General features: G+C 75.9%; 13 protein-coding genes. 9 read left to right on the forward strand and 4 right to left on the reverse strand.

The features are described from left to right. Nucleotides 1–133: 133 nt before the first annotated feature. The 4 genes from ACFV88_RS01130 to ACFV88_RS01145 all read right to left on the reverse strand — a co-directional run bounded on the left by ACFV88_RS01130 (nucleotide 134) and on the right by ACFV88_RS01145 (nucleotide 2,316). A complete protein-coding gene (locus ACFV88_RS01130; RefSeq protein WP_385484584.1) occupies nucleotides 134–637 on the reverse strand; it encodes a DUF5949 family protein in 504 nt (167 codons plus the stop codon). A gap of 170 nt (nucleotides 638–807) precedes the next feature. After that, entirely contained in the window at nucleotides 808–1,089 is a 282-nt protein-coding gene (locus ACFV88_RS01135) for a hypothetical protein (protein WP_385484587.1), read from the reverse strand. Between the two features lie 301 nt (nucleotides 1,090–1,390). Further along, nucleotides 1,391–1,828: a hypothetical protein gene (locus ACFV88_RS01140; RefSeq protein WP_385484590.1), complete on the reverse strand. Its 438-nt coding sequence runs from the start codon at nucleotides 1,826–1,828 to the stop codon at nucleotides 1,391–1,393. A gap of 248 nt (nucleotides 1,829–2,076) precedes the next feature. After that, complete coding sequence (locus ACFV88_RS01145) at nucleotides 2,077–2,316, reverse strand: chaplin (RefSeq protein ID WP_385484593.1); 240 nt, start codon at nucleotides 2,314–2,316, stop codon at nucleotides 2,077–2,079. Nucleotides 2,317–2,655: 339 nt separating this feature from the next. Here ACFV88_RS01145 and ACFV88_RS01150 point away from each other — a divergent pair, with 339 nt between their 5' ends. From ACFV88_RS01150 to ACFV88_RS01190, 9 genes are all read left to right on the forward strand, one after another. Further along, entirely contained in the window at nucleotides 2,656–3,900 is a 1,245-nt protein-coding gene (locus ACFV88_RS01150) for a DUF3344 domain-containing protein (RefSeq protein ID WP_385484596.1), read from the forward strand. After that, a complete protein-coding gene (locus tag ACFV88_RS01155) occupies nucleotides 3,890–5,239 on the forward strand; it encodes a glycosyltransferase (RefSeq protein ID WP_385484599.1) in 1,350 nt (449 codons plus the stop codon). Before ACFV88_RS01150 ends, ACFV88_RS01155 begins: the two co-directional genes overlap by 11 nt. A 194-nt stretch (nucleotides 5,240–5,433) precedes the next feature. Beyond that, nucleotides 5,434–6,843: a sugar transferase gene (locus tag ACFV88_RS01160; protein ID WP_385484602.1), complete on the forward strand. Its 1,410-nt coding sequence runs from the start codon at nucleotides 5,434–5,436 to the stop codon at nucleotides 6,841–6,843. A gap of 3 nt (nucleotides 6,844–6,846) precedes the next feature. After that, nucleotides 6,847–8,232: an O-antigen ligase family protein gene (locus tag ACFV88_RS01165; protein WP_385484603.1), complete on the forward strand. Its 1,386-nt coding sequence runs from the start codon at nucleotides 6,847–6,849 to the stop codon at nucleotides 8,230–8,232. A 1,010-nt stretch (nucleotides 8,233–9,242) separates the two neighbouring features. Then, the gene (locus ACFV88_RS01170; protein WP_385485168.1) at nucleotides 9,243–10,991 is read left to right on the forward strand and encodes a lipid II flippase MurJ; all 1,749 of its coding nucleotides are present in this window, start codon (nucleotides 9,243–9,245) and stop codon (nucleotides 10,989–10,991) included. Further along, the gene (locus tag ACFV88_RS01175; protein WP_385484606.1) at nucleotides 10,981–11,910 is read left to right on the forward strand and encodes a polysaccharide deacetylase family protein; all 930 of its coding nucleotides are present in this window, start codon (nucleotides 10,981–10,983) and stop codon (nucleotides 11,908–11,910) included. Before ACFV88_RS01170 ends, ACFV88_RS01175 begins: the two co-directional genes overlap by 11 nt. Beyond that, nucleotides 11,907–13,073 (forward strand): glycosyltransferase, encoded by a 1,167-nt coding sequence (locus tag ACFV88_RS01180; RefSeq protein WP_385484609.1) that lies wholly within the window; start codon nucleotides 11,907–11,909, stop codon nucleotides 13,071–13,073. The genes ACFV88_RS01175 and ACFV88_RS01180 overlap by 4 nt, the downstream gene beginning before the upstream one ends. 88 nt (nucleotides 13,074–13,161) lie before the next feature. Next, nucleotides 13,162–13,818 (forward strand): lipopolysaccharide biosynthesis protein, encoded by a 657-nt coding sequence (locus tag ACFV88_RS01185; protein WP_385484612.1) that lies wholly within the window; start codon nucleotides 13,162–13,164, stop codon nucleotides 13,816–13,818. Further along, nucleotides 13,815–15,038 (forward strand): GNAT family N-acetyltransferase, encoded by a 1,224-nt coding sequence (locus ACFV88_RS01190; protein ID WP_385484615.1) that lies wholly within the window; start codon nucleotides 13,815–13,817, stop codon nucleotides 15,036–15,038. The genes ACFV88_RS01185 and ACFV88_RS01190 overlap by 4 nt, the downstream gene beginning before the upstream one ends. Nucleotides 15,039–15,046: the final 8 nt, after the last annotated feature.

Raw genomic sequence — 15,046 nt, forward strand, 5'->3', positions numbered from 1 at the left:
CCCCTTCGGGGTCGGCAGGTCTGGACATCCGGTTAACGAGGGAGTCCGGGCGACCGCCGCGCAGTTCCCCCGCAGGGGGCAATCGGCGGGTTGTCGGACCGGCGGAGGGAGCCCCGTCCCCGACGGGCGGCCCTCAGGTGCGCAGGCTGCGCGCGGGCAGCAGACAGTGCGCGGCCCCCGCCAGCATCTCCTCGTCCCCGGCGAACGCGGACAGCGTCGCCTGGGTCATCTCCACGCCGGGCGAACCCTCGGGCCAGGGCCGGGTGGCGAAGATGAAGTACGCGTGACCGCGCTCCCGGACCGCGGCGAGCCACTCCGGCGGTACGAGGCACTGGGCGTTCAGATGGGGCATGTTGACGACGGCCTGCCCGGCTTCGACGAGGAGCGAGACGGGGAAGCTGGGGCGCGTCGTGGCGTCGACGACGGGTCCGCCGACGGGCAGCCTGGTGTTCTCCAGCAGGGTCCGCACGGCGGCCGACGTGCCCTCGGCACCGCCGGGCCCGTCACCGAGCGCGTAGGCGAGCAGGAAGGCCAGGTCGCCCCGTTCGTCGGGGTGTTCACCGCTCCAGGCCATGACGGCGAGGGTGCCCAGTTCGGCCGGGTGGAAGGGACGCTTGTCGGTGGGGGTTGAGGTCACCACGGCACCGTAGCGACATACGGGGAGCACCCGGATGCCCGTGTCACTCGTCCGGGCGACCCGTGCTCCCGGATCACACGATGGGGGCCGCGCACGCGGCGCGGGGAGGGCGCGGGGCCGGTCCGCGCGCCGGTGGGCGGGACGCACCGTCGCACGGACCGCCGGGCGGCCTACTTGCCGACCGGGAGTCCGCCGAGCAGCGGGGCGGCCTTGGCTCCACCGGCGTTCATCTGGTCGGCGGTGGTCTGCACGCTGTTCAGGAGGGTGCCCTCCTTCTCCGTGTCGAGCGCATTGCTGTGCAGGGGCTGCGCGTCGAGCGTGGACTGGGTGGTGAGCGTCTCCAGAGCGCCGTTCAGGCTGGTGGGCGTCGGGGTGGTGGCGAACGCCGGTGCGGCGGCACCGACCAGGGCGAAGGACCCGGCGACGACTGCGGCAGCCTTGAGGGGCTTCATCGTGTTCCTTTCTTCGGCGGCCTCCGGCGACCGCCTGTGGGAAGGCGTACTACCGCGTTGGCTAACGACCTCCGCCCGCACCGGAAACCCCCGGTACGTGAATTCCACACAACCCCCACCCGAAGGAGTTCCGGCACCGTTTCCCGGGAGGATCAGAAAAACCTTGGCAATCATCTTGTATGAATAATTCCCGGACTGGGGATCACCTATTCCGTCCGGTGGGAATTCCCGCGTCCGGGACCGAAAAACCCGTCGGGGCCAGCCCGAGGTGGGCCGGCCCCGACGGGCCTTCGCGGGCGTGTCAGCCCTGTGGCGCCGGAACCAGCGGGAACGGCAGCGTCGAGGGGGCCCCGCCCTGGTTGAACAGCGACTCCAGGGAGGCGAGCGGCGTCAGCTCGGTCGCCGGGTCGGGCGCGGCCGGCGGCTGTGCGGCGCCGTCGAGCCCGAGGGAGGCGGCGTGCGCGGTGGCCTGCTCCACCAGTACGGAGGTCTGCGCGGCGAACGCGTCCGAGTCACCGGCCACGGCAGCTGCGACCAGGGCCTCCAGGGTGCTCTGGACCGCCTCGGGCGTGACCTCCTCCGTGGCGTCCTTGTCGTGGTCGGGTACGGGTGCCCCGCGGGCCGACCGGTCCGGGGCGGACGGGGCGGCGTCGGAGGCGTACGCAGGAGCGGCGGCGCCGGCGAGGAGAGCGGCGCACAGCGCGGTGGTCCCGAGGCGTCGCGCCAGAAGAGCGCGCATGAGGATGTCCCTTTCGGTGGGGGATGGAACTCCCCCACCGTCGAATCCCCGGCACCCCGCCGCAACCGCTCGGTGCACGGGCGCACCCGGTCCGCGGCGGGTCACGACGCGTTCCCGCTGTTCGGCGCGGCGGTTCGCGGTCCGGGTGACCCGGCGCCCGTTCGGGTCACCGCACCGGGCCGCCCCGCCCCACGGACGAGCCGCCCGTACCCCGGGCGGGGCAGGGCGGCTCGCGCGGCGGTGGAACGTCAGTCGTTGACGCAGGTGTTGCCGAAGGCCGGGTTCAGGATGCCGACCACGTCGATGGTGTTGCCGCAGACGTTCACCGGGATGTGGACCGGGACCTGGATGACGTTGCCCGAGAGCACACCGGGGGACCCCACGGCGGCACCATGGGCACCGGCGTCGGCAGCGGCGATCCCCGAGGTGCCGGCGACGGCCGCGGCGGCAACGGTGGACAGGACAAGAGCCTTCGCGGTACGCGACATGAGAAGTACTTCCTAGGTCGTTGGGTGACGCACCGGGCGGGGATGCCCGGCCCAAGGACCAACGCCCGACAACGCCGCGGGTTCCGCGCCCGAAAGGGTGATCTCTCGCCGCGTCGGCTCGGCAACACCCGGAGGAGTGCCGAACGGAATCGCGGATACGCATTAGTCCGACACACTGACTTCCGCGGTATCAGCAGCAAATAAGCTCGGCGGTTAGAGTGGCCTTCCTCGCCAGCTCGGCCGAATCACCCGCGAGCGTCACACGGTATCGAAGTGCGATGGTCATACTGCCTTTCGACGGGTTCAGTAGGCTTATCTCCCGAAAGGGCAATACCGGTCATGCGCAATTCCCTCGGTTCCGTTCTCCGGCGGCTCGTACCGCCCCGCACGTCGGTGTGCGTCCTTTCCCTCTGTGCCGTGACGACGGCGGGGGGCATCGCCGCCGCCCCGCACGTGCACGGCGCGCCGCCGTCCGACCACGGCGCGGGGGTCGAGACCCCCGCGCTGCCCGCTTCCGTACCCACCGCCCTGCCCGCCTCGCCCACCCGGAGCGAGCACGCGGAGGAGGCCGAGGAGGTGCCGTTCACCCAGCGGTTCCACGCCGTGCAGCACGGCGGTATCGTCCGCGCCGCCAACGTGTCGATCACCTGCCGGGGCGCCGAGTCCACGAGCACCCCGACCGACGGCGGCGAGGCGGTGTCCTGCGCGGACGCCCGCGCCGGGAAGGCCGCCGCCACCAACGACGAGTTCGACATGTTCTACACGGACGTGGACTCCGACGCGAACACCTACAACTCCAGCCGCGCCGAACTGCGCGTCCCCAGCGGCTCCAAGGTCTCGTACGCCCGGCTGTACTGGGGCGGCAACCTGCGGGCGGGCGAGCAGAAGCCGGCCGTCGACAACGACCGGGTGCTCGTCGCCGAACCGGAGGGCCAGTACAAGGAGGTGCTCGCCGACAGCGTCGTCGGGCACCGGACCGCGGGCGGCGCCGACGCGTTCCAGGCGTCGGCCGACGTGACCGCGCAGGTCCGCGCGGGCGGCTCGGGGCAGTGGACGGTCGGCCAGCTCAATGTGGCCATGGGGACCTCCGGCGCCGGGGCCTGGGGCGGCTGGACGCTGGTCGTCGCGTACGAGAAGCAGAGCGAACCGCTGCGGCAACTCGCCCTGTGGGACGGCTTCGCGTACCTCGGCGAGGGGCACCACGAGGCCGCGGTGCGGCTGGACGGGGTGACCGTACCGGCCGGCGGCGGGGGCACCGCCGGGTTCGTCGCGTACAACGGCGATGCCGGGACCACCGGGGACGCGCTGACCGTGTCGGTCGGCCGGCGCGAGGGGAGCACCCTCAAGGACGCCCGCAACCCGGCCGGCGACCTCCTCAACTCCACCGTCAACGAGCCCGGCACGCAAGGGAGTCGCAACCCCTCGTACATCGGGACCCTCGGGTACGACTCCGACGTCTTCGACCTCGGCGACGCCGTGGCCGCGGGCGGTGGCCGCCTCGACGTCCGGCTGACCTCCGAGAAGGACGTCGCCTGGGCCGGGGTCCTGTTCGCCGCGGTCGACACCGACGCCGATGCCCGCTGAACCGGCCCCCGCGCTGACGTCCGAAGCGGTGGCCTCCGAAACGGCGGCGCCCGCACCGGCCGGGTCGCGGTCCACGGGCCCGCCGCTCGTGCTGCACGTGGTCCAGCCGGTCGACGGCGGGGCGGCCCGGGTGGTCATCGACCTGGTGCGCGCCCAGTGCGCCGGGCCGGACGCCGTCCGGGTGGTGGTCGCCTGCCCGCCGGACGGTCCGCTGGCCGAAGCGGTGACCCGGGCCGGGGCCTGCTGGCTCAGTTGGCCGGCGACCCGCTCCCCGGGTCCGGCACTGGTCGGCGAAGTGCGTGCGTTGGCACGGCTGTTGGACGCGGTCCGGCCCGACCTGGTGCATGCGCACAGCGCCAAGGCCGGACTCGCCGCACGGCTCGCGGTGCGCGGTCGGGTGCCCACCGTGTTCCAGCCGCACGCCTGGTCCTTCGAGGCGGTCGGCGGCCCGCTCGCCCTGCTCGGCCGGTGCTGGGAGCGGTACGGGGCGCGGTGGGCCCACCGGATCGTGTGCGTCAGCGAGGCGGAGCGGGTCACGGGCGCGGCGGCCGGGGTGCGGGGGCGGTGGACGGTGATCCCCAACGGGGTGGACACCGGCCGTTTCCGACCCGGGCCGGCCGCCGATCCCGTATCTGTGTCCGCATCCGTATCCGCATCCGCTCCGGCGGAGCCGCCCGCGGCAGCGGAGCCGACGGCGTCAGCGGGTGCGTTGCCCGCGCCCCGGGGCACGCGCGACCTGCGTCGCGCGCTCCCCGCGCTGGCGGACACGGCTCCCGACGCACCCCTCGTGGTGTGCGTGGCGCGGCTGTGCCGGCAGAAGGGGCAGGACGTCCTGCTCCGGGCGTGGCGGGAGGTGGCACGGGTCGTCCCCGAGGCCCGACTCCTTCTTGTGGGGGACGGCCCGGACAGTGCCGCGCTTCGCGCCTCCTCACCCGAAGGGGTGATCTTCGCGGGCGCCGTCGACGACCCGCGCCCCTGGTACCGGGCCGCCGACCTGGTCGTCCTGCCCTCCCGGTGGGAGGGCATGGCCCTCGCCCCGCTGGAGGCGATGGCCTGTGGGCGCCCGGTGCTCCTGACCGATGTGGACGGCGCGCGCGAAAGCCTGCCGCCCGGTCATGCGCCGTACTGTCTCGTGCCTCCCGGGGACCCCGGCGCGCTGGCGCGCGCGACGGCCCGGCTGCTGCTCGACGCGCCGCGGCGCACGGTGCTCGGCCAGGAGGGTCGCCGGCACGTCCTCACCACCCACGATGTGCGGCAGTCCGCCGACGCCGTCGCGGCCGTGTACCGCGAACTGCTCGGCGTGGAGCGCACCCAGTGCAGGGAGTCCATCAACTCGTGACCGCGGACAGCATCGTTCCTCCGCCCGTGGGACAGCCACGGGCGGGACGCGGCGTCACCTCCCCACCGCCGCCCGCCCCGTTCCGACCGACGGCCCCGACCCAACCCACGGCACCCACCCGCCCCACGGCATCCACCCGCTCCACCACGTCCGTCCGATCCACGACATCCGTCCGGTCCACGGCGTCCGTCTCGGTGCTCGCCCCGCGGCAGCCCGGCGGCGGCGGGGTCGGCAGCAGGACGGGGGCCGGAACCCGCCGCGCACGCCCCCGCCTGGACGTTCCCCTGCTCGCGCTCGACGCGGCGGCGGGCCTGCTGGCCTCGTTCGCGCTCACCGCACCGCAGCGCCACCCCCTGCTGGTGGCGGGGCTCGCCCTCGGGATCGGCGGCTGGCACGCGCGCGCCGCACTGCGCCGGCGCGCGGTGACCGTACCCGCCGCCCTGGAGGAGGCGCCGTCGCTGGCCGGGCGGACCCTCGTCGGCTGGGCGCTCCTCGGGGCGTTCCTGGCCGCCCTCTCCCCCGGACACGCACTGACGCTCGGCGCCCTCACCCTCGGGTGCACCGGGCAGGCGCTGGTCTCCTGCGCGGGGCGCGCCGCCGTGTACGCGCGCCGTCGTGCACAGCTCGTGCGCCAGCCGCACGCCGCCCTCGTCATCGGGGACGGCCACACCGTGCGCAGGGTGACCTCGGCCCTGATCCGGCAACCGGGCTGCGGGGTGCGCCCGGTCGGGATCGTCGCCGCCGGACCCGTACCCGCGTCGGAGGAGCCGGAGGCGGAGGCGGCGACGGGGCCCCCGGTCCTGACCACCACCGAGGAGGTGCGCCGGGCCCTCGTCCAGAACGGGGTGCGCCACGTACTGATCGCCGGGCCCGAGGCGCACCGCACGCACGCCCCGCTGCTGCGGACGCTCGCCGGACTCGGCCACCGGCTCTGGTGCGTCGCCCCCGACGCGGACGCCCCCGGGCGCACCGGCCCCCGGCTCGCCGGTTTCGTCTGCGCCCCGCTCCCGCCGGGCGGCGCCCGGCGCGTACCCGTCCGCAAACGCGCCCTCGACATGACGGTGGCCGGTGCACTGCTGCTGGCCGGCTCACCGGTCCTGGCAGTGTGCGCGGCCCTCATCCGGATCACCGACGGCCCCGGCGTGCTGTTCCGACAGGAGCGGATCGGCCGCGGCGGACGACCGTTCACCCTGCTGAAGTTCCGCACCCTGCGCCCCGCCGACGCCCGCGAGGCGGCGACCCGGTGGAGCGTCGCGGACGACAGCCGGGTCGGCGCCCTGGGCCGGTTCCTGCGCCGCACCTCGCTGGACGAACTCCCCCAACTGTGGAACGTGTTCCGCGGGGACATGAGCCTCGTCGGCCCGCGCCCCGAACGCCCCTACTTCGTACGGCAGTTCTCCCGTACGTACGAGGGTTACACGGAACGGCACCGGATGCCGACCGGGATCACCGGCCTCGCCCAGGTGGAGGGACTGCGCGGGGACACCTCCATCGAGGACCGGGCCCGCTTCGACAACGCCTACATCGACACCTGGTCGCTCTGGCAGGACATCTGCATCCTGCTGCGCACGGCGGCCGTCCTCGTCCGACCGACGGGGAGCTGACCCGTGACCGAGACCACCGCCCTCGCCACCACCCGGGGCCCCGCCCCCGCCGTGACCGGGCCCTCCCCCGCCGCCGCGTTCCTCGCCCTGCTCGGCCGGTACGCGCCCGTGCTGCCGGTGCTCGCCCTCATGGCGCTGCTCACCCTGCCGGTGTCCGGTGCGGGGGCCGCCACCACCGGGCGGGGCGGCGACGGGTGGACCCCCGCCGACGCGATGTCCGGGGTGCTGGTGCTGATCGCCGTCCTCGGCGCCGTCCGACGGGCCCGGCGCCCCTTGAGCCGGACCGCCGCCCTCGTCCTCGGGCTGCCGGTCGTCGCGATCGCGGTCGCCGCGACCGGGGCGGCCGACGTCACGGCGGGCGTCACCGGACTCGGGCGCTACCTCCAGGTGTTCGTCCTGGTCCCGCTGGCGGTGCTGCTGCTGGTCCGGGACCGGGCCGACCTGCGGGTGGTCGCCTGGGCGTTCATCGGACTCGCGCTGTTCCAGGGCGGCATCGGGGTCCACCAGTACGCCACCGGGACGGGCGCCTCGTACATGGGCGCGGACGTCCGGGCGGTCGGCACCTTCGGCCCGACCGACGTGATGGGCATGGCGACCGTGGTCTCCTACGGGGTGCTCTGCGCGGTGGGGCTGGCGCTCGACGCGGGCCGGGACCCACGGGGCGCGACGGTCCGGCGGGGGGTCGCGCTGCTGTGCGCGGTGCTGCTGCTGGTGCCGCTGGCGCTGTCGTTCAGCCGGGGCGCGTGGATCGCCACCGCCGCCGCGGTCACCGCACAGTTGCTGTTCGCCGGGGTGCGGCGGGCCCTGGCGGTGTTCGCCGTGGTGACCGCCACCGCGATCGTGCTGGTCGGCGGGGCGGGGCTCGGCACCGCGATGCTCCAGGAGCGGGTCGGCAGCATCACCCGGGTCGCGGACGCCCCCGACCAGTCGGTGACCGACCGGTACACGATGTGGGCGGCGGCGGTCGGCATGTGGCGCGAACGGCCGGTGACCGGGGTCGGGCTGAAGAACTTCCCCGCGCACCGCGACAGCCACGCCTCGCTCGCGCTGTCCTCCGGCAGCGACACGGCCGGCGCGGGCTCCGCGTACCTGCGTCAACCGCTGCTGTCCCCGCACAACATGTACCTGCTCGTCCTCAGCGAACAGGGGCTGCTGGGGCTGCTCGCCCTGGTCGGCGGCTGGGCGGCGCTGCTGGTGCTCACGGTGCGGCGGTTGCTCGCCGCGCGGCGCCGGGGGCGGGTCGCGGACTGTGGGTTGCTCGCCTGCGGGCTGCTGGTCTGGCAGTTGGTCGACTTCGGGTACGCGGACATCGGTGGGCCCTCGACCGTGCTGACCGCGGTCGCGCTGGGCGTCGTCGCCTGGTGGGCGCTCGGGGCTGACGCGCGGTGACCCCACGCAGCGGTCCCGTGGGGCCCACGGGACCGGTCAGCGCGGTGGGACCGGCGGGTGCGGTGGGCCCGGTCGGTCCCGTCGGACCGGTCGGCCCCGTTGGCCCCGTTGGCTCCTCGCGATCGGTGGGACCAGTGGGACCGGTCAGCGCGGTGGGCCCAGCGGGTGCGGTGGGCCCGGTAGGACCGGTGAGCTCCGTGAGTTCGGTCGGCCCGGTGAGCCCGGTGGGACCAGCCGGCCCGGTGGGACTGGTGAGCCCGGCGGGCCCGGTTGGCCCCTCGGGACCGGTCAGCCCGGTTGGCACGGTCGGCCCCGTCGGCACCGTCGACCCGGTGGGACCAGTGGGACCAGTGGGCTCAGTTAGCCCGGTGGGACTGGCGGGTGCGGTGGGCCCGGTCGGCGGCGGAACGGGCCCGACCGGCAGCGCAGTGGGCCCGACCGGCCTGGTGGGCCCGGTCCAGCCCGCCGGACCCGCCGGACCCGCCGGACCCGCCGGAAGGGTTCCACTGGTCGGACCGGTGGCGGCGGTCGAACCGGTCGGACTCGGGACAGCCGTACCCGCCGGGACCGTGGCGACGGTCGGGACCGCCAGAGTGAGCCGGACCCCGGGACAGGCCGGAACAGGCGGACGGGTCGGACCCGCCGCGACACCCAGCACCGTGGCGACGGCCGGACCCGCCAAGGCGAGCGGAACCCCCGGACAAACCGGCGCAGTTGGACCCACCGGACCCGGGACGGTCGGACCCGCCGGAACGGCCCAAGCCGGGGGACGGACCGGACCTGCCACAGCAGCCGCACCCGGACCGCTGGCCGGACCCGCAGGGCCGGACCGACGTGGAGGCTTCGGCGAGCCACCCTCCGGACCCCCGCCGGCACCACTGGCACTACCGGCAGCGCCAGCAGCACCGGCCCCACGGACACCCGCCGACCCACCAACGCGCCCCCCAACGCGCCCGGCGACACCCCCCGCCGGGCGCCCCAGCGGCGGGTTCCTGGCCCGGGCGGCACTGCTGACCGGAGTGCTCACCGCGGCGGGCGCCCTGCTCGGGCTGTTGCGGGACCAGACCCTGGCCCACCTCTTCGGCGCGGACGGGTCCACCGACGCGTTCCTGGTCGCCTGGACCGTCCCGGAGTTCGCCTCGACGCTGCTCATCGAGGACGGTATGGCCCTCGTACTCGTCCCGGCGTTCAGCATGGCGCTGGCCCGCCGCGCGCGGGGCGCGCACGCCGGCCCCGATCCGGTGCGTGCGCTGGTGCGGACCTCCCTGCCCCGGCTCGGCCTCGCGCTCGCCGCGATCTCGGTGCTGGTGATCGCGGCGGCACCGGTACTGGTGGGCCTGCTGGCGCCGGGGCTGCCCGATCCGGGCCTCGCCGTGGACTGCACCCGGCTCACCGCGACCTGTCTGCTCTCGTTCGGACTGAGCGGCTACTGCGGCGCCGCACTGCGCGCCCACGGACGCTTCCTGGTGCCGGCGGCCATCTACATCGCCTACAACACCGGGATCATCACCGCGATGTTCGTGCTCGGCGGCCACTGGGGGGTGCGGTCCGCCGCCGTGGGCGTGGCCGTCGGCGGGCTGCTGATGGTCGTGGTGCAGGCGCCCTCGCTGTGGCGCCGGCTCCGGGACGTCCCGCCCCCCGGACGACCCCCACAGGACCCGAGCGCCCCGAGCACCCCCCACGTCCCGGGCACCCCCCACACCCCGAGCACCCCACACACGCAGGACACCCCACACGCGCCGGGCGCAGACGCGGGCGCGCGGTTGGCGGGGGGCGCCCTCATCGTCTCCGTCCTGCTGTTCGGCGTGTGCCGACAGTCCCAGGTCCTCATCGAACGCTTCCTCGGCTCCTCGCTGCCCGCCGGAGCCATCTCGCACCTCAACTACGCCCAGAAGGTGGCGCAGATGCCGATGGTGCTGTCGTTGATGCTGTGCACCGTCACCTTCCCGGTGGTGGCGCGGGCACTCGCCGACGGCGACACCGACACCGCCCGGCGCCGCGTGGAGCGGGACCTCACCCTGGCCTCGACGGTGGTCCTGTTCGGGGTCGCCGCGCTCGTCGCCTGCGCCCCCGCCCTCGTCGCGCTCCTCTTCCAACGGGGCGCGTTCACCGCCGACGACACCGCGGCGACGGCGGGCGTGATGCGGGTGTACGCCCTCGGACTGCTCGGGCACACCCTGGTCGGCGCGCTGGTCCGCTCGTACTTCTCGGCCGGGCGCGCCACCTGGTACCCGCTGGCCGCCATGGTCCTCGGGGCCGTGGTGACCGCCGTGCTGGGCGCCCTCGCCGTCGGGCCGCACGGGGTGCGCGGCATCGCCGCCGCCAATGCGGTCGGCATCAGCCTGACCGCCGTGCTGCTGCTGTGCGGAACCGGGGAGCGCAACGTCCCGGTGCGCCGGTGCCGGATCGCCCGGCAACTGGCCCGGACGGTGCTCGCGGCGGGCTGCGCGGCCGGGGCGGGGGCACTGTGCGCCGCCTGGGCCGAGGGGCCGCGCGCCGCGATCGGCGGGACCGGCGGGGCGCTGTTCGCCGTGCTGGCCGCCTCGTTGACGGTCGCCGCGGTGTTCGCCCTGGCGTTGCGGCTGCTGGGGGGCCTACCGGGACACGAGGACGGCACCCCGCCGGCCGAGCGGCCCGCCGCCTCCCAGGCACCGCACGCCCGGACCGCACCCGCCCGCCCGGACGGGCACCGTGCCGCCCGGGCCGTCCGCACCCTCCGTTCCGTCACACGAACACGAAAGGGCACCGATGCGCGCTGACCCGACCCGTCCCCGGCCGAACCCCCCGCGCCGCACCGCACCCGTGGCCCCCGGCGCGGCCACCCTCGCGGCCCCCCGTCCCCGCCCCGGTCCCGCCGCCCTGCTGCGGGCGCCCGAGTGGATCGCGATGTACCACTCGGTCACCCGCGTCGGCGACGACCCGTACCGGATCACCGTGACCCCCGAACGGCTGGACGACCAGCTCGCGCGGCTGCGTCGGCGCGGTCTGCGGGGTGTCTCCGTACGGGAGTTGATGGCCGCCCGGGCGGCCGGCCGGGCGCGCAGGCTGGTCGCGCTGACCTTCGACGACGGGTACGCCGACTTCCTCGACCACGCACTGCCCGTACTGCGCCGCCGGGGGTGCGGGGCCACCCTGTTCGTCCTCGCCGGACGGCTCGGCGGCGACAACGCCTGGGACCCGCTGGGCGTCCGCAAGCCGCTGCTCACCGCGGACGGGGTGCGCGAGGCGGCGGCGGCCGGCGTCGAGATCGGCTCGCACGGGCTGACCCACCTCGACCTGACCCGCGTCGACGACGCCACCCTGCACGCCGAGACCCACGACAGCCGCGTCCGGCTGCGGGAGCTGACCGGTACCGAGGTGTCCGGCTTCTGCTACCCGTACGGGACCCTGGACGCCCGGGTGGTGGCGGCCGTCCGCACCGCCGGGTACCACTACGGCTGCGGCATCGCACCCGGCGCCCTGGCCGGCGAACTCGCCCTGCCCCGGGTGCACATCGGGCAGGAGGACACCGGGCTGCGGCTGGAGCTGAAACGTGTCCTCAGCCCGCTGCGCCGCCCCATGCCGTCCCCCGAGCAGGCGCCGGTCCGCGCCGGCAGACCCGGGGCCCCGCGCAGGGCCGTCCCCCGCATCGGCGCCCACCGGGCGCCCGCCGCCCCCGTCCGCCCGGAGTCACCGTGAAGGCGCTGCACATCATCACCGGCCTGGGCATCGGCGGAGCCGAACAACAGCTCCGCCTGATGCTCCGTCACCTCCCCTTCCCCTGCGACGTGGTGACCCTCACCAACCCCGGCCCGGTCGCGGAGGCCCTCACCGCGGACGGGGTCCGCGTCACCCACCTCGGCATGACCGGCAACCGCGACCTGCGGGCGCTGCCCCGGCTCGTCGCCCACATCCGCTCCGGCGGCTACGACCTCGTCCACACCCACCTCTACCGGGCCTGTCTGTACGGCCGGATCGCCGCCCGGATCGCCGGGGTGCCGGCCGTGGTCGCCACCGAACACTCGCTGGGCGACGGGCAGATGGAGGGCCGACCGCTCACCCCCGGGGTCCGGGCGCTGTACCTGGCCGGCGAACGCCTCGGCCACGCCACCGTCGCCGTCTCGCCCACCGTCGCCGACCGGCTGCGCCGCTGGGGGGTGCCCCGGCAGCGCATCCACGTCGTGCCCAACGGCATCGACCCGGACGCCCTGCGCTACGACCCCGAGGCCCGGCGGCGGGTGCGCGCCCGGTACGGACTGCCCGAGGACGCGTACGTCGTCGGCGCGGTCGGCCGGCTGGTGCGCGGCAAACGCTTCGACCAGCTGGTCACCGCGCTCGCCGCGCTGCCCCCCGACGTCCGGCTGCTGATCGTCGGCGCCGGGCCCGAGGTGACCGCGCTGCGTCGCACCGCCCTGCGGGCCGGGGTCGCCGACCGGGTCGTCCTCACCGGCGAGGCCCGCCCCGCCGCCCCGGACGCATCCGCGGCGTCCGCCACGTCCGACGGCGGCCCTGACGACGCCGGCACCTGCGAGCCGCCCGCGCTACCGGCCCTGCTGTCCGCGATGGACGTGCTGGCCTCCCCGTCGCCCGAGGAGGCATTCGGGCTCGCCGTACTGGAGGCCCTGGCCGCCGGTCTGCCCGTGCGGTACGTGAACTGCCCCGCACTGGACGACCTGCCGCCCGGCTCGACGGGCGACGCACGACGCCTCGCCCCCGGCGCCGAGTCGTTCGCCGCGGCCCTCGGTCGGCTGCGGGACGCGGGCCCCCGCGAGCGGACCGTCCCCCCGGCCGTCGCGCACTACGCCATCGCCCGCAGCGCCGAACGCCTCGCCGGGGTCTACGCCTCGATCGTCCGCCCCTGACGCCCCTGACCGCCCCGACCACCCCCGTGGCCGTTGTCCACCCCGCCCCCGGGCCCCGCCCGGGCACCGACCCCCTACGGAGACACCGATGACCGACACCCCCGGCGACGACCAGACCCCCCGCCGTCCGCGGCGGCTCACCCGACTGCGGTGGCTGCCCGCCTGGCTCCTGCTGCCCGGCTGCGTCCTGGCCGGCGCGGCGGCCGGCGGCGCGTACGGAAAGCTGAAGCCGGCCGAGTACACGGCCACCAGCTACGTCATCGCCGTACCGACCGAGAAGTCCGACCCGGCGACCGCCCTCGGTTTCGCCCAGGCGTACGGCCGCGTCGCCACCCAGCTCGCCGTCCTCGGGGACGCCCAGGTCGCCGCCCGCGTCCCGGTCGCCGAACTGCGGCGCAGCGTGCAGGCGGCGACCTCGCCGGACGCCCCGATGGTCGCGATCTCCGCGACCGCCGGCCGACCCGCGCGGGCCGCCGACATCGCCAACGCCGTCTCCCGGGCCCTGACCATCAACGCCAACCAGACCGAGGACCGCACCCATGTGCAGCTCCTCCAGTTCACCCGGGCCATGAAGCCCGGCGCCCCCAGTTCGGCCACCCCGATCGTCACCACCCTGGTCGGGGCCAGCGCCGGCGGACTGCTCGGCGGGCTGGCCCTCTTGGTGCGTCCGCGCCGGCGCACCCCGGCGCCCGTCGTGACCGTGCCCGTCCCCGCCCCGGCCCCGGCGGCGGACCTGAAGCGGTGACCCCCGCAGCCGAGGCGCCCGGCGCCGTCCTCCCGGCCGCCCCGCCGCGGGCGGCCGGCCCGGCCGGCGACCCGGGGCCGACCGTCGAACTCTGCCGCGACCCGGACGGGTTCGCCGCCCTCGCCGGCGCGTGGCAGCGGCTGTTCGACCGCTGCCACGCGGCCACCCCGTTCCAGCACCACGCCTGGTTGCACTCCTGGTGGCAGTCGTACGGCCGGCCCGGTCGGCTGCGGGTGGTGCTGGTGCGGGAGGCCGGGGAACTCGTCGGGGCGGCCCCCCTGACCCTGGTCCGGCGCCCGCTCCCGGCGCTGGTCCCGCTCGGCGGCGCCCTCTTTGACCACGGCGACGTCCTGTTGGACGACGCTCGGGCTGCCCCCGCCGCGAGTGCCCTGGCCCGCGGCATCGCCGGGGCGGCCCGGGGCGCCGTGGTGGACCTGCGCGAGATCCGCCCCGGCGCCGCGGCCGAGCAGGTGTACGCCGCCTGGTCGGGACCGAAACGACGGCTCGCCGACTCGGTGTGCCTGGAGCTCCCGGCGGCCCCGCTGGAGGAGCTGGTCGGACGGCTCGCCCGCCCCCGCGCCCAACGGGTGCGCGCCAAGCTCCGCAAGCTCGACGCCCTCGGCGTACGGAGTCGGGTGGTGACCGCCGGGGAGGTCCCCGGGGCGCTGGCCGCCCTGGTCGCCCTGCACCGACTCCAGTGGCAGGGCCGCAAGGTGACGCCGGAACACCTGCGCCCCCGGTTCGCCGCGCACCTGGAACGCGCCGTCGTGCCCATGGTCAGGTCCGGCCACGCGGCGGTCACCGAGTTCCGTCTCGACGGGGAGGTGGTCGCCGTCGACGTGACGCTGCTCGCGCCCGGGTTCGCCGGGGCCTACCTGTACGGGGCGCACCCCGGGTTGCGGGAGCGGAAGGCGGACGTGGCGACGATGCTGCTGCGCTCCGGCGCCCGACTGCCGACCCGGGACGGTACGGGCGGACCCGGGGTGCTGAGCCTGTTGCGCGGCGACGAACCGTACAAGCACCACTGGCGGCCCACGCCCGTCGTCAACCAGCGGTTGTTGCTGGCCCGCCGGCGGGGCGGCCCCTTGTTGACCACCGCACTGGCCGGCGCCGGGGCGCGCGAGCTGGTGCGCCGGGTGCGCCGGGCCCACCGCGAACGCGCCGGGGCACGGGACGGTACGGATGGTGGAGGGGGCGCACGTGACGGCGGCGGCGCATGACAGCACCG

Source organism: Streptomyces sp. NPDC059816 (assembly GCF_042732055.1).
Lineage (GTDB): Bacteria > Actinomycetota > Actinomycetes > Streptomycetales > Streptomycetaceae > Streptomyces.

Excerpts from the sequence above, each read along its gene's own strand:
- ACFV88_RS01135 (WP_385484587.1), bottom strand. The coding sequence starts at position 1,089 with ATGAAGCCCCTCAAGGCTGCCGCAGTCGTCGCCGGGTCCTTCGCCCTG.
- ACFV88_RS01140 (WP_385484590.1), bottom strand. The coding sequence starts at position 1,828 with ATGCGCGCTCTTCTGGCGCGACGCCTCGGGACCACCGCGCTGTGCGCC.
- ACFV88_RS01145 (WP_385484593.1), bottom strand. The coding sequence starts at position 2,316 with ATGTCGCGTACCGCGAAGGCTCTTGTCCTGTCCACCGTTGCCGCCGCG.
- ACFV88_RS01150 (WP_385484596.1), top strand. The coding sequence starts at position 2,656 with ATGCGCAATTCCCTCGGTTCCGTTCTCCGGCGGCTCGTACCGCCCCGC.
- ACFV88_RS01155 (WP_385484599.1), top strand. The coding sequence starts at position 3,890 with ATGCCCGCTGAACCGGCCCCCGCGCTGACGTCCGAAGCGGTGGCCTCC.
- ACFV88_RS01175 (WP_385484606.1), top strand. The coding sequence starts at position 10,981 with ATGCGCGCTGACCCGACCCGTCCCCGGCCGAACCCCCCGCGCCGCACC.
- ACFV88_RS01185 (WP_385484612.1), top strand. The coding sequence starts at position 13,162 with ATGACCGACACCCCCGGCGACGACCAGACCCCCCGCCGTCCGCGGCGG.